General features: G+C 59.4%; 22 protein-coding genes. 13 read left to right on the top strand and 9 right to left on the bottom strand.

Going from position 1 to position 23558, the window contains the following annotated elements:
- The first annotated feature begins 18 nt into the window (after positions 1-18).
- The 6 genes from coaBC (at position 19) to HY028_02600 (ending at position 5114) form a co-directional block, all read left to right on the top strand.
- Complete coding sequence (gene coaBC, locus HY028_02625; GenBank protein ID MBI3343758.1) at positions 19-1227, top strand: bifunctional phosphopantothenoylcysteine decarboxylase/phosphopantothenate--cysteine ligase CoaBC; 1209 nt, start codon at positions 19-21, stop codon at positions 1225-1227.
- A complete protein-coding gene (gene dut, locus HY028_02620) occupies positions 1208-1663 on the top strand; it encodes a dUTP diphosphatase (protein MBI3343757.1) in 456 nt (151 codons plus the stop codon). The genes coaBC and dut overlap by 20 nt, the downstream gene beginning before the upstream one ends.
- Before the next feature lie 171 nt (positions 1664-1834).
- Positions 1835-3214 carry a phosphomannomutase/phosphoglucomutase gene (locus HY028_02615; GenBank protein ID MBI3343756.1) on the top strand — a complete coding sequence of 460 codons (1380 nt, stop codon included), beginning with the start codon at positions 1835-1837 and terminating at the stop codon, positions 3212-3214.
- A gap of 7 nt (positions 3215-3221) precedes the next feature.
- On the top strand, positions 3222-4106 hold the full coding sequence (gene argB, locus HY028_02610; GenBank protein MBI3343755.1) for an acetylglutamate kinase: 885 nt from the start codon (positions 3222-3224) through the stop codon (positions 4104-4106).
- Between the two features lie 5 nt (positions 4107-4111).
- Entirely contained in the window at positions 4112-4393 is a 282-nt protein-coding gene (locus HY028_02605; protein ID MBI3343754.1) for a hypothetical protein, read from the top strand.
- A complete protein-coding gene (locus HY028_02600) occupies positions 4386-5114 on the top strand; it encodes a M48 family metallopeptidase (GenBank protein ID MBI3343753.1) in 729 nt (242 codons plus the stop codon). Before HY028_02605 ends, HY028_02600 begins: the two co-directional genes overlap by 8 nt.
- Before the next feature lie 131 nt (positions 5115-5245).
- Here the strand turns inward: HY028_02600 and HY028_02595 are convergent, their stop codons facing one another.
- Positions 5246-5863, bottom strand: coding sequence for a DUF4124 domain-containing protein (locus HY028_02595; protein ID MBI3343752.1), 618 nt, complete (start codon positions 5861-5863; stop codon positions 5246-5248).
- A gap of 20 nt (positions 5864-5883) precedes the next feature.
- Positions 5884-7272: an argininosuccinate lyase gene (gene argH, locus HY028_02590; GenBank protein MBI3343751.1), complete on the bottom strand. Its 1389-nt coding sequence runs from the start codon at positions 7270-7272 to the stop codon at positions 5884-5886.
- A gap of 318 nt (positions 7273-7590) precedes the next feature.
- On the opposite strand from argH, the gene HY028_02585 reads away from it, so the two are divergent.
- The 6 genes from HY028_02585 (at position 7591) to HY028_02560 (ending at position 13874) form a co-directional block, all read left to right on the top strand.
- Entirely contained in the window at positions 7591-8697 is a 1107-nt protein-coding gene (locus HY028_02585; protein ID MBI3343750.1) for a histidine kinase, read from the top strand.
- The gene (locus HY028_02580; GenBank protein MBI3343749.1) at positions 8694-9437 is read left to right on the top strand and encodes a response regulator transcription factor; all 744 of its coding nucleotides are present in this window, start codon (positions 8694-8696) and stop codon (positions 9435-9437) included. Before HY028_02585 ends, HY028_02580 begins: the two co-directional genes overlap by 4 nt.
- 88 nt (positions 9438-9525) lie before the next feature.
- Positions 9526-10479 carry a hydroxymethylbilane synthase gene (gene hemC, locus HY028_02575; GenBank protein MBI3343748.1) on the top strand — a complete coding sequence of 318 codons (954 nt, stop codon included), beginning with the start codon at positions 9526-9528 and terminating at the stop codon, positions 10477-10479.
- Positions 10480-10570: 91 nt separating this feature from the next.
- On the top strand, positions 10571-11422 hold the full coding sequence (locus HY028_02570; protein ID MBI3343747.1) for a uroporphyrinogen-III synthase: 852 nt from the start codon (positions 10571-10573) through the stop codon (positions 11420-11422).
- Positions 11419-12600, top strand: coding sequence for a uroporphyrinogen-III C-methyltransferase (locus HY028_02565; GenBank protein ID MBI3343746.1), 1182 nt, complete (start codon positions 11419-11421; stop codon positions 12598-12600). Before HY028_02570 ends, HY028_02565 begins: the two co-directional genes overlap by 4 nt.
- Positions 12597-13874: a heme biosynthesis protein HemY gene (locus HY028_02560; protein ID MBI3343745.1), complete on the top strand. Its 1278-nt coding sequence runs from the start codon at positions 12597-12599 to the stop codon at positions 13872-13874. Before HY028_02565 ends, HY028_02560 begins: the two co-directional genes overlap by 4 nt.
- A 206-nt stretch (positions 13875-14080) precedes the next feature.
- On the opposite strand, the gene HY028_02555 is transcribed toward HY028_02560, so the two are convergent.
- Entirely contained in the window at positions 14081-15130 is a 1050-nt protein-coding gene (locus HY028_02555) for a CDP-6-deoxy-delta-3,4-glucoseen reductase (GenBank protein MBI3343744.1), read from the bottom strand.
- A gap of 64 nt (positions 15131-15194) precedes the next feature.
- Here HY028_02555 and HY028_02550 point away from each other — a divergent pair, with 64 nt between their 5' ends.
- The gene (locus HY028_02550) at positions 15195-16091 is read left to right on the top strand and encodes an SDR family oxidoreductase (protein MBI3343743.1); all 897 of its coding nucleotides are present in this window, start codon (positions 15195-15197) and stop codon (positions 16089-16091) included.
- 32 nt (positions 16092-16123) lie between these two features.
- Here the strand turns inward: HY028_02550 and HY028_02545 are convergent, their stop codons facing one another.
- From HY028_02545 to queA, 6 genes are all read right to left on the bottom strand, one after another.
- Positions 16124-17362 (bottom strand): class I SAM-dependent methyltransferase, encoded by a 1239-nt coding sequence (locus HY028_02545; GenBank protein ID MBI3343742.1) that lies wholly within the window; start codon positions 17360-17362, stop codon positions 16124-16126.
- 142 nt (positions 17363-17504) lie between these two features.
- Positions 17505-18437, bottom strand: coding sequence for a protein translocase subunit SecF (gene secF / locus HY028_02540; GenBank protein ID MBI3343741.1), 933 nt, complete (start codon positions 18435-18437; stop codon positions 17505-17507).
- 12 nt (positions 18438-18449) lie between these two features.
- Positions 18450-20309 (bottom strand): protein translocase subunit SecD, encoded by a 1860-nt coding sequence (gene secD / locus HY028_02535; GenBank protein MBI3343740.1) that lies wholly within the window; start codon positions 20307-20309, stop codon positions 18450-18452.
- 27 nt (positions 20310-20336) lie between these two features.
- Positions 20337-20669 carry a preprotein translocase subunit YajC gene (gene yajC / locus HY028_02530; GenBank protein ID MBI3343739.1) on the bottom strand — a complete coding sequence of 111 codons (333 nt, stop codon included), beginning with the start codon at positions 20667-20669 and terminating at the stop codon, positions 20337-20339.
- Between the two features lie 35 nt (positions 20670-20704).
- Entirely contained in the window at positions 20705-21820 is a 1116-nt protein-coding gene (tgt, locus tag HY028_02525) for a tRNA guanosine(34) transglycosylase Tgt (GenBank protein MBI3343738.1), read from the bottom strand.
- 652 nt (positions 21821-22472) lie between these two features.
- A complete protein-coding gene (queA, locus tag HY028_02520) occupies positions 22473-23507 on the bottom strand; it encodes a tRNA preQ1(34) S-adenosylmethionine ribosyltransferase-isomerase QueA (protein ID MBI3343737.1) in 1035 nt (344 codons plus the stop codon).
- Positions 23508-23558 lie beyond the last annotated feature (51 nt).

The raw sequence follows: 23558 nt of genomic DNA, 5'->3' as shown, positions 1-23558 counted from the left end.
CTGCGTTACAATCCCCCCATGTCATCTCTAACAAACAAACGCATCCTGTTAGGCGTCACGGGAGGCATCGCTGCGTACAAGAGCGCCGAGCTGGTGCGGCGCCTGCGCAGCGCGGGGGCGGAGGTGCGGGTGGTCATGACGCAGGCGGCCGGCGAATTCATCACCCCCCTCACCCTGCAAGCCTTGTCGGGCCATCCCGTACAACAGCATTTGCTCGATCCGGCCAGCGAGGCCGGCATGGGGCACATCACGCTGGCGCGCTGGGCGGACGTCGTATTGATCGCCCCCGCCAGCGCCGATTTCATGGCCAAGCTCGCCCACGGTTTAGCCGATGATTTACTGAGCACCCTGTGCCTTGCGACGGCCGCGCCGCTCGCACTGGCGCCCGCCATGAATCAGCAGATGTGGCTTAACCCCGCCACCCAGGCCAATAAAAAAATTCTGGAAGAGCGCGGCGCGCGTCTATTCGGCCCCGCGGAAGGCGCGCAGGCCTGCGGCGAAGTCGGACCCGGCAGGATGTTGGAGCCGGCGCGGATTACCGAATTGACGGCGGGGATCTTTACCACCGGCAGCCTCAGCGGCGCACGGGTATTGGTGAGCGCCGGCCCCACCCGCGAGGCGATAGATCCGGTGCGTTATATCAGCAACCGCAGTTCCGGCAAGATGGGTTATGCGCTGTCGGCGGCCGCCTGCGAGGCAGGAGCACGGGTCACGCTCATCAGCGGGCCGACGGCATTGCCCGCACCGGAGCGCGTGGAGCGCATTGATGTGGTCAGCGCCCAAGAGATGCACGAGGCGGCGCTCACGCGCGCACTGCACAGCGACATCTTCATTGCCGCCGCGGCGGTTGCAGATTTCCATCCTGCCGAGAGCGTTACGCAGAAAATGAAAAAGTCACAAGACAAATTCGCCCTTTCCCTGGTACGTAATCCGGACATCCTGGAAGATGTCGCGGCATTGACTCCGGCGCCCTTCACTGTGGGTTTCGCCGCCGAGACCGAGAATCTTGAACTGAATGCGCAAGCCAAGCGCGCCGCGAAAAAACTCGATATGATCGCCGCGAACTGGGTGAATCAACCCGGCCTCGGTTTCGACAGCGACGAAAATGAATTAAGGCTGTTTTGGGAAGGCGGCGGCAAACTGCTGACGCGCGCGCCCAAGGAGCGGCTGGCGCGCGAACTCATCTATGTCATCGCCGAGAGGTATCATGCAAAAAATTCAGCTTAAGATTCTCGATAAGCGCATCGGCGGAGAATTCCCCTTGCCGCAGTATGCGACGGAGGGTTCGGCCGGTATAGATCTGCGCGCCTGTCTGGATGGTCCATTGGTCATCAAGCCGGGCGAGACTCATCTCATTCCGACCGGCATGGCGGTGCATATCGCGGACACTTCGCTGGCCGCCGTGTTATTGCCGCGCTCCGGCCTCGGTCATAAACATGGTATCGTGCTCGGCAATCTGGTGGGCCTGATAGACTCCGATTATCAAGGGCAGTTGTTGGTGTCGTGCTGGAATCGCGGCCAGGAACCGTTCGCCATCGCCGTGGGCGAACGCATCGCTCAAATGGTCATCGTGCCCGTGGTGCGCGCCGACTTCGAGGTGGTCGAGGAATTTAACGAGACACGGCGCGGTGCGGGCGGATTCGGACATTCCGGACGGCAGTGACACGTTACAAGTTGTACTCATCGGTCAGTAAGTAAGATTACACTTCCCGCTGAGTCCCTATGTTAGGGGGCGGGACAGGGTGGGGGCAGGTAAAACAGGGTATTTACTCAGGAGTCACATCATAAAGATTGTAACCTTACTTTGTGACTCCTGAGTAAGAGAGAAGGGAAAATGATGGTGGACATTCCAGAAAACATCTTCAAGGCCTACGACATCCGCGGCATCGTCGGAAAAACACTGACCGCCGGCATCGTGCGTGAGATCGGCCGCGCCATCGGCAGCGAGGCCATCGCGCGCAAGCAAAACACCGTGGCGGTGGGTCGCGACGGGCGTTTATCGGGTCCGGAGTTTGCGCAGGCGTTGAGTGACGGCCTCCGCGCCGCGGGTGTCAACGTGATAGATATCGGCATGGTGCCGACACCGGTGCTGTATTTCGCCACACACCATCTCGAAACCGGCTCCGGCGTGGCGATCACCGGCAGTCACAATCCGCCGGACTATAACGGCATCAAGATCATGCTGGGGGGCAAGACGCTCTCCGGCGAGGCCATCAGCGCGCTGCGCACTCGTATTGTCGAGGGGGAACTCTCCAGCGGCGCGGGCGAGTGGCAGGCGGTGGACGTGGCGCCGGATTACATCGCGCGCGTAACCTCCGATGTGCGCCTCGCGCGTCCCTTAAAAATAGTGGTGGATTGCGGCAACGGCGTGCCGGGCATGCTCGCGCCGCGCGTGCTGCGCGAGCTGGGCTGTGAAGTGAGCGAACTGTTTTGCGAGGTGGACGGGCATTTTCCCAATCACCACCCCGATCCCAGCCAACCGGAAAATCTGGAGGATCTGATCCGGGCGGTCAAGGCGCAGCGCGCCGATCTGGGACTCGCCTTCGACGGCGATGGGGATCGTCTGGGCGTAGTCACCGCCGAGGGTGTCATCATCTGGCCGGACCGGCAAATGATGCTGTACGCGAAAGACGTGCTGTCGCGCAACCCCGGCGCGACGGTCATTTATGACGTGAAGTGCACGCGCAACCTCGCCACGGTGATTGCACAGCACGGCGGTGAACCGTTGATGTGGAAGACCGGCCATTCGCTCATCAAGGCCAAGATGAGGGAGACCGGCGCACTGCTGGCAGGCGAGATGAGCGGCCATATCTTCTTCAAGGAGCGCTGGTATGGCTTTGACGACGGCTTGTACACGGCCGCGCGCTTGCTGGAGATTTTGTCTCACGATGCGCGCGCGCCCAGCGCGGTGTTTGCGGAACTGCCCGAGACGGTGAACACGCCGGAGTTGAAACTCGAAATGAAGGAAGGCGAGCATTTCAAGCTGATGGAGCGCCTGCAAAAGAGCGCGCACTTTCCGGGCGCCAAACTCACCACCCTAGACGGTGTACGCGCCGACTTTACGGACGGCTGGGGCCTGGCGCGTCCCTCCAACACCACCCCCACGGTGGTGATTCGCTTCGAAGCGGAAAACAAAGAGGCCCTGGCGCGCATTCAAAAACAATTTCGTGATTTAATATTGAGCCTGGACCCCACTCTCACCTTGCCGTTTTGAAACCGCCATGAGCATCAATGCCAGCAACATCGCCCATGTCTTGACCGAGGCGCTGCCGTATATCCAGCGCTTCAAGGGCAAGACCCTGGTCATCAAGTACGGCGGCAACGCCATGGTGGACGAGGCCCTGAAGAACGGCTTTGCGCGTGATGTGGTGCTGATGAAACTGGTCGGCATCAACCCGGTGATCGTGCACGGCGGCGGGCCGCAGATCGGGAAGGTGCTGGACCAGATCGGCAAGCAAAGTCAATTTGTGGACGGCCTGCGCGTCACCGACAGCGAGACCATGGACGTGGTGGAGATGGTGCTGGGCGGGCTGGTGAACAAGGACATCGTGAATCTCATCAATCGCCAGGGTGGCTCGGCGGTGGGCCTGTCCGGCAAGGACGGCGACCTGATCCGCGCCCGCAAGCTCACCCTGACGCGCAAGAGCCCCGAACTGGAGGCGCCGGAGATCATAGACATGGGCCACGTCGGCGAGGTGGCCAGCTTCGATACCGCGGTGATCCACACCCTGACCGGCGGCGATTTCATCCCGGTAATTGCCCCGGTGGGCGTGGGCGAGGACGGGCTATCCTACAACATCAACGCCGATCTGGTGGCGGGCAAGCTGGCCGAGGCCCTGCACGCCGAAAAACTGATGCTGCTGACCAACACACCGGGCGTGCTCGACAAGCAAGGCCACTTGTTGCCGCGCCTGAGCAGCGACGATGTCGCGGCGCTGATCGCCGACGGCACGATCTACGGCGGCATGTTGCCCAAGATCCGCTGCGCGCTGGACGCGGTAGCGGGTGGCGTGGGCGCGGCGCATATTCTCGATGGGCGCGTTGAGCACGCCGTGCTGCTGGAAATCTTTACCGACCAGGGCGTCGGCACGCTGATCAAATCTTGATGCGCATGAATCAGAAAGCGTTAGCAGACTTCTTCGCTACGACGCCAAGACTGGCCGAGTTGTGCACCCAGAACGGCTGGCCCGACCCCGCCAGCCTCAAGGTCAGCGTAATAGAGAATAAGCCCGATGAGGCGCTGTGTGCGGTAAGCTTTGATGAAGTAGTGATGGAAGGCTCCGGCTGCGAGGCCGGGCGCGTGCCCTGCTGGGGAAAGATTCGGCTGAGATTCACTCCCGAAGGCAATGTCGCCGCCACCGAGATTGAAAGTGGCAAATCTCAAAATGTCTAATACACTTGGCAAGCTCTTTGCCAAAGACCAGTTGACAGTCATGGGTGAAGACATCCCCTACACCCTCCATCGGATCCCCCGTCGCCGCCGTCTGAGTCTTCACGTCAGTGACGATGCGGAAGTTATCGTGCGCATCCCGTTGCGCGCCAGCCTGCGCGAGGCACGGGAGTTTGTGCATAACCATACCCCGTGGGTGGCGAAACGGCTTGCGCAGGTGCGCGCTCAACTTGCGCGGCGCCGCCCCCTGGAGGAGGCCTCCCGCCTTCCCCTGCTCGATACCGAACTCACGCTGCGTCTGCATCACGCCGCACATGGCCGCGTCGACCGCCACGATGAGGCGCTGCATGTACATAGCCCATGTCACGAGCGCGCGGGCATCGTGCGTTTGCTTGAGATCTGGTACCGGAGGGAGGCGCAGGTTTACATGACTGGGCGGCTGGCGATACTCGCTGAAAAGGCCGGCCTGTGGCCCGAGAGGGTCACCATACGCAGCCAAAAGACCTGCTGGGGGAGCTGTTCTGCGCGCGGCACGATCAGCCTCAACTGGCGCCTCATGCTCGCGCCGGCGGCGCTGGTGGATTATGTGCTGGCGCACGAACTCTGCCATCTCCGCCACCTCAATCATTCAGCGGCATTTTGGGACTTGGTGGAAGGTTTGGACCCTGACTGCCATGCCCATCGGGTTGCACTACGCCGCTTACAGCCCAGCCTGGTGCTGTAATCCTAACTTTCGTAACTCGCTCTACGATAAAATAAATCACTGCGGAGAGCGCAGAGGAGAAGCAAAGCCGCGTTGTTCCTCTGCGTCCTCTGCGGTAAATAAAGCCAGGAGCCAGCTTGCTATGAGCAGAATCAGGGAACTTGGGCCCTAGCCTGCATTTGTTGATATTGCCGCAGGTCTTCTTCCGCCGTCTTACGGACTAGATCCTGTTCCTTGCGCTTGGCCTGAATCAGGGCATCATATTGAGTTTCCTGAGTCTGAGTCGTCTTGATGTCGTCTTGCAGTTTTGCTGGCACGGGCTTATTCGCCGCTTGCAGGGCGTTCGACTTGGTATTAAGTTCGGCCAGCCGGGCCTTGAGCTTTTCCTGATTAACGAGGCTGTTCTTGATCTCTTCTTCCAGGCCCGCCAACTGGCGGTCGCGGATTTTGATAATGTCCTGCTCGCTCGCGTAGCTATCCTGCAGCCGCTTATCTTTGGCCGCCTGCTCTTTCGCCTGCTCCTGCGCCTGCTGTTTCTGTTCGGCCTGCAACTGTTCCTGGCGCTTCTTCTCTTCCGCTTCTTCCCGCGTGCGTACTGCATCCTCGCTGCGCTTGAGGGTCACACCCTGTTTGTTCAGCACAGAATGCTGCTGGGCGGCGTATTCCACCGGGATTTTGTCGCCGTAGTGTACCTGCCCCTGGTCATCTACCCACTTGATAAGCTTGCCTGCCAGCGCAGGCAGAGCGAGGCCTGCCAGTAGCAGTAGCATGAAGGGGATCAACATTCGTGTCATTTGCCGCATAGCCTTTGTCTAGCCTTGTGCACCGCTTGTCTTACCTGTTCGGGCGCGGTCCCACCGAGATGATTGCGCGCCTTGACCGATCCCTCCAGGGTGAGGACGTCGAACACGTCCTGCTCGATCATGGGAGAGAACTCACGCAATTCAGTAAGCAGCATTTGTGCCAAGTCTTTGCCCTGCTCCAGGCCGTAACGGACCGTCTTGCCCACGATCTCGTGGGCGTCACGGAACGCCACGCCCTTGCGCACCAGGTAATCGGCGAGGTCGGTGGCGGTGGCGTAACCCTGCTCGGCGGCCGCGCGCATCTTGTCGCGCTTTACCCGCAGCGCCGGGATCATCTCGGCATAGACGCGCAGACAGGCCTTGACCGTATCCACGGTGTCGAACAGCGGCTCCTTGTCTTCCTGGTTGTCCTTGTTGTAGGCCAGCGGCTGGGCCTTCATGAGGGTCAACAAGGCCATCAGATGGCCGATGACGCGGCCGCTCTTGCCGCGCACCAGCTCCGGCACGTCGGGGTTTTTCTTTTGCGGCATGATGGAGGAACCGGTGCAAAAGGCGTCGCCCAGGTCCACAAAGTCAAACTGACTGGACGACCACAGAATCAGTTCTTCGGAAAACCGCGACAGGTGCACCATCAGCAGGGCTGCGGCCGCCGCGAATTCGATGGCGAAATCGCGGTCGCTGACGGCATCGAGCGAATTTTGCGCGGGGGCGTCGAAACCGAGCAATTCCGCGGTATAGGCCCGGTCTATCGGATAACTCGTGCCGGCCAGGGCGGCGGCGCCGAGCGGCATGATGTTGACCCGCTTGCGGCAATCCTTGAAGCGCTCACGGTCGCGGCTCAGCATCTCAAACCACGCCATCATGTGATGGCCAAAGGTCACCGGTTGGGCGATCTGCAAGTGCGTAAAGCCCGGCATCAAGGTGTCGGCCTCACGCTCGGCGAGATCCAGCAGCGCCGTTTGCAGCCGCTGTAATTCAGCCAGAATGGCGTCTATTTCATCGCGCAGGTAGAGCCTGAGGTCGGTCGCCACCTGGTCGTTGCGGGAGCGTCCGGTGTGGAGCTTCTTGCCCACTTCGCCGATGCGGTCAATCAGGCGCGCCTCGATATTCATGTGCACGTCCTCAAGTTCCGCCAGCCAGGCAAACTCGCCGCGCTCGATATCGAGTTCGATGCCCTTGAGACCGTTTACGATGGCGTCACATTCCGTTTGTTTAAGTACGCCCACTTTGGCGAGCATACGCGCATGGGCGATGGAGCCTGCGATATCGTGCCTGTAGAGGCGCTGGTCGAAACTCACCGAGGCGGTGAAGACCTCCACAAATTCGTCGGTGGGGGCGGTGAAACGCCCGCCCCAGGGCTTTTTGTTGTCAGTCATGAACGCTTTAGAACCGTCATTTCAGGCCGATAATAGAACAGTATAAACGATGATACTCATAAGTCAGTAAGCGCGACTATACTTCCCGCTACGTCCCCGCCCCCTGTGCAGGGGGTGAGGCAGCGAAGCTGCCGAACGGGTGCACAGGGATGTGCACCCTGGACTTTTGCGCGGCGCAGGAAGCACAGCGCAAAAGACAGGGTGGGGGCAGGTAAGACAGTGTATTTACTCAGGAGTCACATCATAAGCATTGCAGCCTTACTTTGTGGCTCCTGAGTAAATTCAGCCGCAGTTGCATTTTTTTACCGAGCCGTCACTATGTATAGCGAAATGCGAGCCTTGCTCTCCTTAAATGACAAGAAAAAGACCGGCGCCGCCGTCAAACCGGTGACAGACGAACTGTTCTTGCCCAATTTCTGCGGCGTGCGGATGGTGCTGGCGCTGATGGTCATTGAGCAACTGCTGGCCTTCGTGCTGGCGCTGGGGCAGATGGGGTCGGACAACCGCTGGAAAGACCTCAGCTTGATCTCGCTGTTCATCCAGTGGACCGCCCTCAGCGGCGGCGCGGTGCTGTGTTTCAGCCGTCCCTGGCTGCGCAAGCTGCCCAACATTCAGGCCGGACTGCTCAGCCATTTTCTGTTGCTGGCAGTGACGGCGGGGATGAGTGAGGCCGTGTATTGGATCATGCAGAGCACCGCGATGGACGCGCTCCTCTCACGCGACTGGTATTACGGTTTCCTGCTGCGCAATCTGGCGATCAGCGCCATCGTCAGCGCCGTGGCGCTGCGCTATTTTTACGTGCAGCATCAATGGAAAAGAAACATCGAATCCGAAACCCAGGCGCGTATCCAGGCGCTGCAATCGCGCATCCGGCCGCATTTCTTATTCAATAGCCTCAACAGCATTGCGAGTCTCACCCGCAGCCATCCCCATCAGGCCGAGGCGGCGGTCATGGATCTCGCAGACCTGTTTCGCGGCAGCCTGCGCGAGGCGCGCCTGCGGGTGCCGCTGTCCGAAGAAATCGAGTTATGCCACAAGTATCTGCGCATCGAAAAGCTGCGCCTCGGCGAGCGGCTGAGCCTGCGCTGGGAGACCGGCGAACTCCCCCCGGACGCCCTGCTCCCCGCCCTTACCCTGCAACCCCTGCTGGAGAATGCGATCTATCACGGCATTGAACCCCTGGCGTCCGGCGGCGAGATAGTGATCTCCGGAACCCTGCGACAGACTACGATTCATGTCAGCATCAGCAACCCGTTAGGCGTTGAAGCAGCCGGCCGGCTCACAGGCAACCGTATAGCCCTCGACAACGTGCGGCAGCGCTTGCAGGCCTTCTATGGCGAGCGCGGCGAACTGGCCGTGGAAAACGTCTCGCCACAGTTGCATGTCGTGCATCTCCGCTTTCCTTATTTGCACAAAGAATCATGAACATCCTGATCGCCGATGACGAGCCGCTGGCCCGCGCCCGTCTGCGTGAATTGCTGGGCGAGATCGGCGGTTATCACATCGTGGGGGAGGCCGCCACCGGCAAAGAAGCCCTGCAACAGGGAGTGAACATCCAGCCGGACCTGATCCTGATGGACATCCGCATGCCCACGATGGACGGACTGGAGGCCGCGATGCACCTCTCCGCACTGGAACAGCCGCCCGCGATCATCTTTACCACCGCTTTTGGCGATCACGCCCTGGAGGCCTTTGAGGCGCATGCGGTGGATTATCTGCTGAAACCCATCCGCAAGGAGCGGCTGGAGAACGCCCTGCGCAAACTCCAGCAGCTTAACCGGGTGCAGCTCGCCGCCCTGAATCAGACCAAGGGCGAAACGCACGACTCGCGCGCGCGCACCCACATCAGCGTGCTGAACCGAGGCAGCCTGCAGCTCATCCCGGTAACGAGCATTCTCTATTTCAAGGCCGACCAGAAATACGTGACAGTGCGCTTTGCTGCCGGTGAGGTGCTGATTGAAGAGTCGCTCAAGGATCTGGAAGATGAATTCGGCGAGCGCTTTTTCCGCATCCACCGCAACGCCCTGGCCGCCGCCGCCCACATCTCCGGCCTGGTCAAGGATCACGAAGGAAATTGTATGCTTGCCCTGCAAGGGGCCGAAGAGCTGCTTGAGATCAGCCGCCGTCACCTGCCGGAGGTGCGCAAGCGATTGACCAAGGGCTAGCAGGCTGTTGGGAAAGCCCATGCAAGGGCTTTTTCAATGGCCCGCTAGAGAGTAGCATAGGCATTCGAATCTACTCTCACCCCGTACTATGCCCGCTAATATCCTCCGTATCGCCACCCGAAAAAGTCCGCTTGCCGTGTGGCAGGCTGAACACATCCGTGATCTTTTGATGGCGGCCCACCCGGCTCTCCGGATCGAACTGGTGCGCATGAGCACGCAGGGCGACAAGTTGCTCGATGCCCCGCTCGCCAAGGTCGGCGGCAAAGGGTTGTTTGTAAAGGAATTGGAGCAATGTCTACTGGATGGCAGCGCCGATATCGCGGTGCACTCCATGAAAGACGTGCCGGTCGAGTTTCCCGAGGGTCTCCACTTGCCGGTCATCGGCAAACGCGAAGACCCGCGCGATGCCTTTGTCTCGCATCGTTATGCGCGGCTGGATGATTTGCCGCAAGGCGCGCACGTGGGGACATCCAGCCTGCGGCGCCAGACTCAGTTGCACGCCCGCCGTTCCGACCTTAGCATTACCGCACTGCGCGGCAATGTGAATACGCGCCTGAAGAAACTCGACAACGGCGACTACGACGCCATCATCCTTGCCGTGGCGGGCCTGGTGCGGTTGGGATTTGCGGATCGCATCACGCACTGCCTGGAACCCGATATCAGCCTGCCTGCGATAGGCCAGGGGGCCATCGGCATTGAATGCCGCAGCAACGATGCGCGTGTGCATGACTTGATTAACGTTCTGCATGATCCCGTCACCGACACGTGCGTGCGCGCCGAACGCGCCATGAATGAGGGATTGCAGGGCGGCTGTCAGGTGCCCATCGCGGGTTACGCGGAAATTTATAACAGGGTGCTGACGCTGCGCGGTTTGGTGGGCAGGCCGGACGGCAGCGAGGTGGTGCGCGGCACGATCAGCGGCGATGAGAAGGAAGCAGTAAAACTGGGGGGGGCATTGGCCGTGGATTTGTTGGAACGCGGCGCGCGCGCCATCCTGCGCGATGTCTATGCCGATGAACGCTTCGCCGAAAAGGGCCCGTAGAATGCTGAAAAAGTCCGTCCATGGCCTTTTCAGCGCGAAAAGCAAAAAATGTAATTTTTTCTTTTCTACATTTTTCAAACACTGGGCGTGTTTGAAAAATGGCGGTGCATCCCTACACCGCACGCAGGCTGCTGAAAAACAGACTTTTCAGCAGCCTGCTTATCGTCCCCTCGCCGGCGTCACGGTGGTGGTAACGCGCCCCGCGCATCAGGCGCAGGGCTTGCGAGAGCTGATCGAAGACAGGGGCGGAATGGTTATTTTGTTCCCGGTGCTGGAAATTCAAGATGCCGAAGGCACCGGCGCGGTGCATGCGCTCATCGAGCGGCTGGATGAGTTCGATATGGCGATCTTCATCAGCGCCAATGCCGTGCACAAGGCGATGCCGATGATAACAGCGCGGAGACCGTTGCCCTCCCGGCTGCGGCTCGTCACCGTGGGTGAGAGCACCGCCAAGGCACTGCAAAAGTACGGCAGGAGCCCCGATCTCTGCCCGCGCGAACAGTCCAACAGCGAGGCCCTGCTGGCCCTGCCTGAGATGCAGCAGGTGCGAGGCAAGAACATCGTGATCTTCCGCGGCGAGGGTGGCCGCGAGCTGTTGGGCGAGACCCTGCGGCAACGCGGCGCCAGCGTGGTCTATGCGGAGGTGTACCGGCGGGCCAAGCCCGCGACCGATCCTGGTAACCTGCAAGATCACTTACGGCGTGGTAAAGTGGACGTCATCAGCGTGACGAGCAACGCAGGATTGGTTAATCTATTAGAATTGGCGGGGCCCGCTGTACGGAGCACCTTACTGGCCACCCCGTTGGCGGTGATGAGTGAGCGTAACGTCGCGCATGCCCGCAGCCTGGGCTTTGCCGGGCCGATAGCGATAGGAAAACAAGCCAGTGATGCGGGGCTGGCCGAGGCGATTGAGGATTTGGTTAAAACGAGAACAACGGCATGAACGACATCACTCCGCCGCAAGAGTCCGTCGCCGAGGCAGAACAGGCCGCTCCTCTACCTCAAAAAACCAGGGGAAGAGGGTTATTCACGTTATTCACCCTGCTGGCCGTGGTGCTTGCTATTGCGGCGGCTGCAGGGAGTTACCTCACCTGGCGTGCGTTCACCGATGTCCAGCAACTCAGCAATCTGCGTTCGGCTGCAACCGAGCAACAGATTACCGCCCTGCGCGAAGACAATCAGCATCTCAAACAAGACATCTCCGAACAGGTCACCGCTCGCCTGAAGGCCCTGCAGGATGAACAACGCACCCTGCAAACCTCGCTCGCCGCGCTACATACTCAATTACGCCGGCAGGGTGCTAGCCAGGCCGTGGCCGAGGCTGAATATCTGGTGCGTATCGCCAATCACCGGCTGGCCCTGGAACGTGACTTGCCGGGCGCGCTACAAGCCCTCGGCCTGGCCGATCAACGTCTGCAGGAAAGCAGCGACCCGGCCGCCTCCGAGATTCGCGTGAAATTGAAGGAAGATCTCGACAACCTGCTGGCCGTCAAAATGCCTGATTTTGGAAAACTGGCGCGGACACTCACCGAAATGGGCGAGGAAGCGACCGATTTACCCTTATCCGGCCGTCAATCCGCCGGCGCCACGTCCACTCCCGCAAAGTCCGGGCCGCGTGGCTGGCGAGAGGCGTTGAGCAAGCTGTGGGATGACATTAACGGCCTCATCGTTATCCGCCACGGGATAAAAGGATCCTCGCCGCTGCTGTCACCCAATGAAGAATTTATCCTGAGGCAAAATCTCCGCCTGGAGTTCGCCACCGCCCGATTTGCCCTGCTGCAGGGTAACACACGAATCTTCCGCGATGTTATGCGCTCCATCCGCACTCTGCTCATCGCCCATTTCGACACGGAGGCTCAGCCTGTCCAATCCATGCTGACCCGCATTACGGAACTGGAGCAAACCGAGCTACAACCGTACCTGCCGCCCGTCTCGCTCTCTCTACAGTTGCTGCAGGCGCACATCCGGCGAGATAGCGCGCCTACGGAAGAGGATCTCCAAGATCGCAACTCCAGTGAGCCTGGTAGAGCAGGAAGTATAGTTCCAGAATCTGACCTTCCTGATAATCTCCAACATAATAACGCCAGTGAGCCTGGCACAGCAGAGGCGCCCGCGCCATGAGAGTACTCATCACCTCGATTGTCGTGTTCTTTCTCGCCACGGTGACGGCGTTGCTGATACAAAACGACCCAGGCTACGTGGTACTGGGACGCGGGCCATGGCGCGCCGAGACCACACTCACTTTTTTTATCATTTTGACGTTATTCGGATTTGCAGTGCTGTACGTCTTCACCCGTTTTGTCATCAAAATATTGACGCTGCCGCGCCGCATGCAGGCCTGGCGGCGGGAGCGGCTGGCGCATAAGGGACGGCTGGCGCTCACTCGCGGCCTGACCCTGCTCGAAGAGGGTAAATGGGAAACGGCTGAGAAAAGCCTGCTCAAATACATCGCTCACAGCGAGGCCCCCCTGTTAGGCTACCTTGCCGCGGCACGCGCGGCACAGCGGCAGGGTGCGCCTGAACGGCGCGATAATTATCTGCGCCTCGCCCTGGAAAGCGCCCCGGATGCGGACATCGCCGTGGGGCTCACCCAGGCCGAGCTGCAATTGAGTCACCATCAGATCGAACAGGCGCTCGCCACCTTAAGACACCTGCGCCAGATCTCTCCACAGCATAGCCACGTACTGAAGCTCCTGATGAGAGTCTACCTTGAGGTGCAGGACTGGGCGCAGTTGCTTGAATTGCTGCCGCTGCTGCGCAAGGCAAAGGTGGTGAACGACACCGAGGCGCATGAATTAGAAACCAAGGCCTATGTCGGACAGCTCCATGCCGCAGCGCGCGCGCAGGACTCGCAGGCCTTGCACGAGGTGTGGGCGAACATCCCCCGCCGCCTGCAGGCGCAGGATAAAATTCTTTTGGCTTATATCCAACAGCTCAGACTCTACGGAGAAGACAAAGAGAGTGAACCCCTGTTGCGCGAGGCCCTGAAAAAACAGTGGAGTGAACCGCTGGTACACCTCTACGGCCAGGTTGAGGGTGCGGACCCGACCAAGCAGCTTGCCCACGCGGAGGGCTGGCTCAAAACCCATCCCAAGAACCCGGTGCTGTTGCTGACCTTGGGACGCCTCAGTCTGCGCAACCGGCTATGGGGCAAGGCGCGCGGCTATCTCGAATCCAGCGTCGGCGCGGGAGGACGCCCGGAGGCCTACAAGGAGCTCGCCGGCCTGCTCGAACAGATGGACGAGAAAGACGCTGCGATGGAGAATTACCGCAAGGGTCTGCAACTCGTCGTGGAGCCCGCTGTTCCACTCCCCGCGCGATCCAACAGGAACAACGAAAAACTCGCCGCAGTGGAAAATTTCCCGCTGCTGCGCGAGTTCGACCGACGGGCCTGAAAAGACCGAACCGGCGATCACGAGCCCCCCAAGTAATGCAAAAATTTACCGCAGAGAACGCGGAGGAAAAGTGTGGGACAAAAAAATCCTCTGCGTCCTCAGCGGTGAAAAAAAATGCAAAAATTTACCGCAGAGAACGCGGAGGAAACTTTAAGTGTGGGACAAAAAAATCCTCTGCGTCCTCAGCGGTGAAAAAATGTGTTTCTTTATAAAACGTCCTGACTAGGGAACTGCGCAGGGGGTGCATCCTTGGAAAACTCAAACGGGTCGGCGTAGAAATTCTCCGGCTTGAGGCCGTGTTCAATACCGGCTCTATGTACCGCCTCCACCATTCCCGGCGGGCCGCTGGCGTAAAGATCGTAGCCGCTCAAATCGGGAAAGTCATGCACGATGGCGTCCTGCACATAGCCGCGCCGGCCAGCCCAATGATCCTCATTATTGGGTTGCGATAACACGGGGGTATAGGTGAAGCTGGCGTGTTCCTCGGTCCAACGCCGCGCCAGTTCGTGAAGGTAAAGATCACTGCGTGCTCGCGCGCCCCAATACAGGTGCATGGGGCGACTCGTTCCCAGCGCGAAGGCATGCTCGATGATGCCCTTGATCGGGCCAAAACCGGTGCCGCCCGCGGCGAAGATGACAGGCCGGTCTGAGTCCTCACGCAGATAGAAGCTCCCGAGCGGCCCCTGCAGGCGCAGGATGGCCTTTTCCTTGAGATTCGAAAAAATCTCGCCGGTAAAACGCCCGCCCTCGATCTGGCGGATGTGCAGCTCGATAAACGCGTCGTCATGGGGAGCATTGGCGATGGAGAAGCTGCGCCGGCGCCCGCCGGGCAACAGGATGTCCAGGTATTGGCCGGCCAGGAATTGCAGCCGTTCATTGCCGGGCAGTTTGAGATAAACACGCGCCACGTCGTGCGCAAGCTGCTCGATCTTCACCACCCGGGCGGGTAATATCTTGACCACGATGCCCTTGACGCTGGACACCTCCTGCACCTCTACCGTTAGATCAGTGAGCGGCGTGGCCTGGCAAAACAGCGCCCTGCCCGCAGCGATCTCCGCCGCGCTGAGCGCCTTGTGCTCGAACACCCCATAGTCCACCCTGCCCTCCAGTACGATACCCTTGCAGGCGCCACAACTGCCGTTGCGGCAACCGTAAGGAAAAGCATAGCCGTGCCGCAGCGCCGCATCGAGGACGGTCTCACCTGCCTCCATACCAAACGCGTGGCCACTTGGCTTTACTAATACGTTGAAGCTCATAGCTGACCTTAGGGTGATGTAAAGTGCGTTATTATCTTAGATTTTGGCTGGGAGAGGAAATTTGATTAGCAGAGTGTTCATCGTCGGCTGCGGTGACATCGGCACGCGCGTCGCGCAGCTGTGGCAGGCGCGCGGTGTTACGGTAAGCGGCCTTGTCCGTAGCACGGCGAACCGGAGGCGACTGGAGGCGAAAGGGATCACCGCCGTACCCGGCGATCTCGACGACGCCCGCTCGCTGATCACCTTGCCGGCTCACAACGCCCTGATTTATTACTTCGCCCCACCGCCCTCTCCCGGCTCTTCGGGCCACCCTCTCCCAAGGGGAGGCAGCGCCGACCCGCGCATGGAGCATTTTCTCGGCGCAGTGCCCCCGGACCGCCTCCCCAACAAAATCGTTTATCTGAGCACCAGCGGCGTCTACGGGGACCATCAAGGCGGTTGGGTCAACGAGGACACGCCGCCTCACCCGCAAACACCGCGAGCACAGGCGCGAATCAAAGCCGAGACCGCCCTGCTCGACTGGGGTCAAATCAAAAAAATACCGGTGGTGATTTTGCGTGTGGGCGGCATTTATGGTCCTGGACGGCTGCCGATTGAGCACATCAAACAAGGTCAGCCCGTGGTGCGCAGGGAAGAGGCGCCCTATACCAATCGCATCCACGCCGATGATCTCGCCCGGGTCTGTGTAGCGGCGGCGGAGCGTGGCATTGACCGTGGAATCTACAACGTCTGTGACGGTGAGTACAGTACCATGAGTGATTATTTCAATGCGGTGGCTGATCGTCTGGGGCTTCCCAGGCCGCCGCAAATCAGCCTGGCCGAGGCGCAGCGAACCCTCAGCCCGGAGATGCTCTCCTATCTCAACGAATCGCGCCGCATGGACAATCGCCGGATATGTGAAGAATTGGGGGTGACACTCCTCTACCCTACACTGGAGGCGGGACTGGCGGCCTCGCTGTAGAACAATTGCTACTAATGACGTACAGGGATGTACTAATGTCGCGGGAGGCAGGATGCCGGGAGCGACCCCAATCCAGCGGGCTTCTGAAGGGTAAAAAAGGCATCCTCTATCGCCAGGTCGAGCACGCTGTAGTGTTGCAGCTCGGGACTGTACTCGACCACATCATTGACCCGCAACGCGGCCCTGATTATGGTGTAACCGTAGGCCTTCAATTCGGCCTCGAACTCCGCGACCTTGATGCGGTTTAATTCCTTGTAAAAGCGCCAGTACTCAGCGTTTGAGACATCGAACCCGGCGCGGTCCATCAAGCGGGGACGACCACTCATGACCAGGGCGCGCAATTCCTCTTCGGGAATCTTGAGATGAAGGTGCGGCTCGTCGCTAAACTCGCCCAGATGACTGCCGTAGGAAGAATAGTACAGCCCCGGGTTTACAAAAAACAAACCGCCCGGCTTGAGCACCCGCCAGACCTCGTCGAGGGCCTTTTTGTAGCCGCCTACGATGTGTTCCACGGAGCCCCAAGAGAGCACGACATCGAAACTCGCGTCGGGATAGGGCACCGATTCACAGCTTTGCCGCACGAAAACGAAGTTGTCAGGCAGCCGTTCCAACGGCAGCCCATTCTCGGTGGCCACCCGAGGAAGCTCGGCGATGTAGTCTACGATATCCATGACCACCAATTGCTGCGGCCGGTAACGCAGGAACAAACTCAGATCAGTAACGCCGTCGCCTCCGCCGATGTCGAGAATCCGCCCTTTGAGGAGCGGAGAATGGGCTAAAAAAGTTTCACCAATGACACAGGCCGCATGACAGAAGTGACGGTGAAACCAATTTTTCATGCCTGCTTGCCAGGACAATTTCTCTACACGCAAACGGGTCTCTTCGGACATCTTCCAGTGGGAAGGATTTTCCGCAGATACCTCCGATGCACCTGCCAGAATACAAAAGGTATGCACAATATCCGGATCACGAATCTCCCTCGGGCTACCCCAGGCGATCCCCAACTCGTAGTCGCCTTCCGGAAAGGGAAGCCTGTGGCTATAGTTGAATGAATAGTCGCCGCGCGGCAACCACGGGAAGAATAAACCGCCTTGATGCGTATCGGCGCTGAGCAGATGCGCCGTCTCGCCACGACGGCGGATAAAGATCCGCAGGACGGGGTCGAAGACGCAAAGATTGGTAACCGAAAAGCGCAGGGTGAGGCTTAGAGTTTCTCCCTGAATACAGGTATGAGGAAGTCCTCCAACGGTTAGGCTTACAGGCGGGATCATGGGCACCTCTAAAAATGCGTCTTTTGTCTTTATGCGGCGTTGGAATTCTGCTCGAAATGCTCATGTACTGGCGTGTACACTCCGCTTTCTCGCAGAATTCCGCCTTGCCTAAAGCCAAAATCCACTATTTTTTGCGGTGCCCTCAAGGCCGCTGGTCCACCTCGCCCTCTTTCTTGACCGGCACCAGGTCGGCGCGCGAGATGCCGAGCCACATGACGATGGGGCTTGCCACCAGCACCGATGAATAGGTGCCGACCACGATGCCGATGGTGAGCGCGAGCGCGAAGTAAAACAACACCTCGCCTCCCAGGAACAGCATGGAGAACACCATGAGCTGGGTGGTGACGTGCGTCATGATGGTACGGCTCAAGGTGCGGGTGATGGCGTTGTCTATAATTTCAGCGATAGTGCCTTTGCGCATCTTGCGGAAGTTTTCACGTATCCGGTCAAACACCACCACGGTGTCGTTCACCGAATAGCCCAGGATCGCCAGCACCGCCGCCAGCACGGTGAGTGAAAACTCCCACTGAAACAGCGCAAACAGACCCAAAACAATCACCACGTCGTGCGCCGTGGCGACGATAGCGCCGACCGCAAAGCGCCATTCGAAGCGGATGGCGAGATAGAGCATGATACCTATCGAGACCAGGATCAGCGCCAGCCCGCCGTCGTTGATCAGTTCCTCGCCGACCTGGGGGCCTACAAACTCCACGCGCCGCAATTCGACGCCGCTATCCTGCTGGCGCAAGCTCGCCAGGATGGCCTCGCTCAGTTTTGCACTGCTGACACCCTTTTTAGCGGGGAGCCGTATCATCACATCTTGTGCGGTACCGAAGTTTTGGACGGAGGCGTCATGAAAACCGCCGTCCGTCAGCTCGGCGCGGATTTTTTGCAATTCCGCGGCCTGCAGATAGCGCACCTCGATGAGTGTGCCGCCGGTAAACTCAATACTGAGGTTGAGGCCCCGCACGATAAGGAACACTACGGCGGCGAGAAAGGTGAGCGCTGAAATCACCGCAGTGCTCCGGCCATAGCTCATGAAGGGAATGTCGCGCTTGATTCTAAAAAATTCCATGTCCAGCCCTCTCTATATACTGAGCTTGGCGAGCTTGCGCCGCCCGCCGTACAGCAAATTGACGACGGCGCGCGACACCATCACGGCGCTGAACATGGAGGTCAGAATACCGATGCACAGAGTCACGGCGAAACCGCGTACCGGGCCGGAGCCGAGCATGAACAGCGCAAAACCCGCAATCAGCGTGGTGATGTTGGAGTCTACGATGGTATCCAAGGCGCGGTCATAGCCGGCATGGATGCTGGCTTGCGGGCTATTGCCGTTGCGCAGTTCCTCGCGGATACGCTCGAAGATAAGCACGTTGGCGTCTATCGCCATGCCGACGGTAAGCGCAATACCGGCGATACCGGGCAAGGTGAGCGTCGCCTGTAACAGAGACAGCACGGCGATCAGCAACAGCACGTTGACGGCGAGCGCGACGCTGGCGATCACGCCGAAGAAGTGGTAGTAAATCGTCATGAACAACGCAATCGCGGCGAATCCGATGAGCGTGGAATCGAAGCCCTTGGTGATGTTTTCGGCGCCCAGGCTGGGGCCGACCGTGCGCTCCTCGACGATCTCGAGCGGCGCGGCGAGCGCGCCGGCGCGCAGCAGCAGCGCGAGATTGCGCGCTTCGGTGGTGCTGTCCAGACCGGTGATCTGGAAGCGTTTGCCGAGCTGTTCCTGAATCACCGCGACGTTGATGACCTCCTCGACCTTGCTGCGGACCTTCTCCTGCTTGCCGTCTACGGTGCGCGTCTCGGTCTTGTTTTCGATAAACACGACGCCCATCGCCTTCCCGACGTTCTCCTTGGTGGCGTTGCTGAAGATAGCGGCGCCCTTGCCGTCCAAAGTGATGAACACCGCCGGACTGCCGTTGCGCTGCTCGATGCCGGATGCGGCATCGGTGATGTAGTCGCCGGTGAGCATGACCTGATTCTTCAGCAGAACCTGGCCGCCCCCACGCTTTTTGTAGAGCCGCGCACCCGCGGGCACACGCCCGGCGAGCGCGTCTTCGACGCTGTGCCCCTCATCCACCATGCGAAACTCCAGGGTGGCGGTGGCGCCCAGGATCTCCTTGGCGCGCGCGGTATCCTGCACGCCGGGGAGCTGCACGACCACCCTCTCCTGACCTTGTTGCTGGATCACGGGCTCGGAGACACCCAGTTCATTCACGCGGTTGCGTAGAGTCGTGATGTTCTGTTGCAGGGCCAGCTTGCGCACCTCGCGCTGATCGGCCTCGCTCAGGCTCGCGTAGAGATAATAATCATTGCCGCTGTCCTCTTCCTTGAGCACCAAACTGTTATATTCCTTATGTGCGGCATCCCGCGCCTGGCCGCGTTCCTCACGGGTGCGGAATTTGACCTCTACCCCCTTGTTGGTGCGCGTGATCGTCACATAACGCAATTTTTTATCGCGGAACAGGGTGCGCAGATCGCCCGCATAACGCTCTTCGGACTGCTTGACGGCGGCCCCCATATCCACCTCCATCAGGAAGTGCACGCCACCGCGCAAATCCAGACCGAGATACATAGGCAAGGCATTGATGGCCGTGAGCCAACGCGGGGTGCTGGGGGCAAGATTCAAGGCGACCACGTAGTCATTGCCCAGGGCCTCCTTGACCTTGTCTTTGGCCTTCAGTTGCGTCTCGGTATCGGCAAAGCGCACCAGCAACCCGTGCGTATCCAGAACGATGGACTTATAGCTCAGCCCGTCCTGCTTGAGGAGATCCTCCACCCTGGCGAGGGTCGCGCTGTCCACCTTTGTGGTGCGGGTGGGGCTTACCTGCAGGGCCGGGTCCTCGCCGTACAGATTGGGCACGGAATACAGCCCCCCCGCAACAACAAGAATCAAGACCAGCAGGTACTTCCACAACGGGTACTGATTAATCATGGGTTAAGTCTCAGAGGAGCGCAGAGGTTATACGGACTTAATCGTCCCTTTAGGCATCACGCCCGACACCGCATGCCTTTGCACCTTGATCTGGACATCGGGCGCCACCTCAAGGGCGATAAAGTCCTCTCCCACCTGGGTCACGCGTCCCAGCAGGCCGCCACTGGTGACCACCTCATCGTCCTTGCTCAGAGCCGCCACCAGCATCTTGTGTTCCTTGGCGCGCTTCATTTGCGGGCGGATCAGCAGGAAATAAAACAGTGCAAAGATGACAATCAGCGGCAAAAAGCTCGTTAACATCGCCTCGGGGCCGGCGGCGGGTGCGGCCTGCGCCCAGGCATCGGAGATAAACAGACTCATGGGATTTTCCTTACTTGTCGTGATTTATTCGTTAATTATGACATAGCGACGGGGTTTTGGGCGCGTTTTGCGTAAAACCCGGCGACAAAATCCGCCAATGCGCCCCGGCCGATGGCCTCCCGCAGACCGCGCATCAGTTCCTGGTAGTAATAGAGATTATGGATAGTATTCAGCCTTGCGCCCAGGATCTCATGAGATCTATCCAGGTGGCGCAGGTAGGCGCGGCTGTAATTGCGGCAGGTATAACAGGGACAGGTCTCGTCCAGCGGGCGGCTGTCGTATTGATACTGGCTGTTGCGGATGCGGATCTCGCCGCCGTGCACAAACAGGTGGCCATTGCGGGCGTTGCGCGTGGGCAGCACGCAGTCAAACATATCTATGCCCAACTGCACCGCGCCGACGATGTCCTCGGGCGTGCCTACCCCCATCAAATAGCGCGGTTTATCCATCGGCATCTGCGGCAAGAGTGTTTGCAGGACCTGCATCCTCTCCGCCTTGGGTTCGCCCACCGACAGGCCGCCGATGGCGTAGCCGTCAAAGCCAAGCTCCATCAGGCCCCGCAGGGAGCGCTGACGCAGATCGTCATACATTCCGCCCTGGATGATGCCAAACAGGGCCGACGGGTTATCGCCGTGCGCCTGCTTGCTGCGCGCCGCCCAGCGCAACGACATCTCCATCGAGTCGCGTGCCTGTTCTTCGCTCGCCGGATAAGGCGTGCACTCATCGAACACCATCACGATGTCGGCCCCCAAGGCGCGCTGCACCGCCATGGATCGCTCCGGGTCGAGAAAGACGGGATCGCCGTTGACCGGCGAGCGGAAGCTGACCCCCTCTTCGGAGATCTTGCGCATCGCCCCCAGGCTAAACACCTGGTAACCGCCTGAATCGGTCAGAATAGGTCCCTGCCAATGCATGAAGTCATGCAGATCGCCATGCGCCGCGATGACCTCCACGCCCGGCCGCAGCATGAGATGAAAGGTGTTGCCCAGAATGATCTCAGCCCCGATCTCAACCAGCTCCTCCGGCGTCATCGCCTTGACCGTGCCATAGGTACCCACCGGCATGAAGGCGGGGGTCTCTACTATGCCGCGCTCAAACAATAATTGGCCGCGACGGGCCGGGCCGTCTGTGTGTAGTAATTCAAATTTCATGATAGAAGCAGATACAAGGGGAAAGATACAAGGTACAAGTAAACAATATAGAAAAGTGCTGGTTTATTTTTTATGTCGCCATGAACGTGTAAGGCGACACGGTGAGGCTATTTTTGGTACGTTTCGTCCTAATTACCTTATCTTGTCGGGCGAGATTCTCGTTCAGTTTCGTAGGGTGGGCACGCCGTATGTGCCCACCCCTGGATTCAATCCCAACTCAAACAGGTGGGCACATACGGCGTGCCCACCCTACAACTTACCAATGAGCGGTATAGTTATGGCCACAGTTGTTGCACAGATCCGACCCGTATGTTGCCGTGTAACCCTTACAAGGGCACCCGGACACCGAACAAGCGCCGGGGCCCATATGCCACTTATGCCGCTGCAGAAAATCTTCGTCGTGTATTTTTATCCGGGGATCACATCCAACATCGCTGAGTCTCACACTACTTGAACGGAAAGAACACCCACTAACAGTTCGCAACATATCCACCTCCTTACGAGATCATTTTTATCCACCGCGTTGAAGTATATACACCCACCCGCTACGCGCTGCCTAACGATACGTTTGGACGGCGCGCCCGACCAGCAAATAAAAATAGACATTCTGACTGGGCATTATTTTACGTCTTCTCCAATAGATCAAGTCATTTCAGGCCGGGGTGATGAACATCGCGTCGCCATAGCTGAAAAAGCGATAGCCTTGTGCTATTGCGTGGCGATAGGCCGCGAGGACATGTTCTCTTCCCGCAAAGGCGCATACCAGCATGAGCAGCGTGGATTCAGGCAGGTGAAAGTTGGTGATCAGGGCATTTACTGTTTTGAACACATAGCCGGGGTAGATGAAGATGGCTGTCTCGCCGTGCAGGGGTTCGATCTTGCCGCCGCGGCTCGCCGATTCCAGGGCGCGCACGCTGGTGGTGCCGACCGCAATGACTCGCCCTCCCCTTTGTTGTGTCGCGCGCACCTGGGTGCGGACCTGTTCAGAGACCTCCACAACTTCGCTGTGCATGCGGTGCGCGGTAATATCCTCGACACGCACCGGCTGAAAGGTGCCGGCGCCCACGTGCAGTGTCACAAAGGCGCTTTCCACGCCCATACTGGCGAGCCGGTCGAGCAACGGCCGATCAAAGTGCAGACCGGCGGTGGGTGCGGCTACCGCGCCCAGCCTTTCGGCGTAGACAGTCTGATAGCGTTCTTGGTCGAGAAGTTCGTCGGCGCGGGCAATGTAGGGAGGCAGCGGCTGATGTCCAACCGCATCGAGGATCTCCAATACCGGGCGCGGATCGTCAAACCGCAGTTCATAAAGATCATCGCGCCGCGCAAGCACTCCGGCCGTTACGGAGTGATCGCCGCGTTGCAGAACGATCCGGCTGTCGGGCTTGGGCGGTTTGCTGGCGCGGATCTGCGCCAGGATGCGCTGGTCGTCCAGCAGCCGCTCAACCAGAACCTCAACCTTGCCGCCGCTTTGTTTGGAGCCGAGCAGACGCGCCGGGATCACTCGGGTATTGTTAAAGACCAGCAAATCGCCGCTGCGGAGCTGCTCAGGGAGATCTGCAAAGAGCCTATCGTCCATGGCGCCGCTGCGGCCGTCCAGGCACAACAAGCGGCTTTGGCTGCGTTGCGATGCGGGATATTGGGCGATGAGGCCGTCAGGAAGCTCAAAATAAAAGTCACTGCGCCGCATTATTGCAAATTGTAGCAAATAATCGCCCCCCTGCCTTGTGTAAGAGCCTGG

Source organism: Gammaproteobacteria bacterium (genome assembly GCA_016195665.1).
Classification (GTDB): domain Bacteria; phylum Pseudomonadota; class Gammaproteobacteria; order SURF-13; family SURF-13; genus JACPZD01.
The sequence above is the reverse complement of the archived record's forward strand: the minus strand, read 5'-3'. Positions and strand labels throughout refer to the sequence as shown.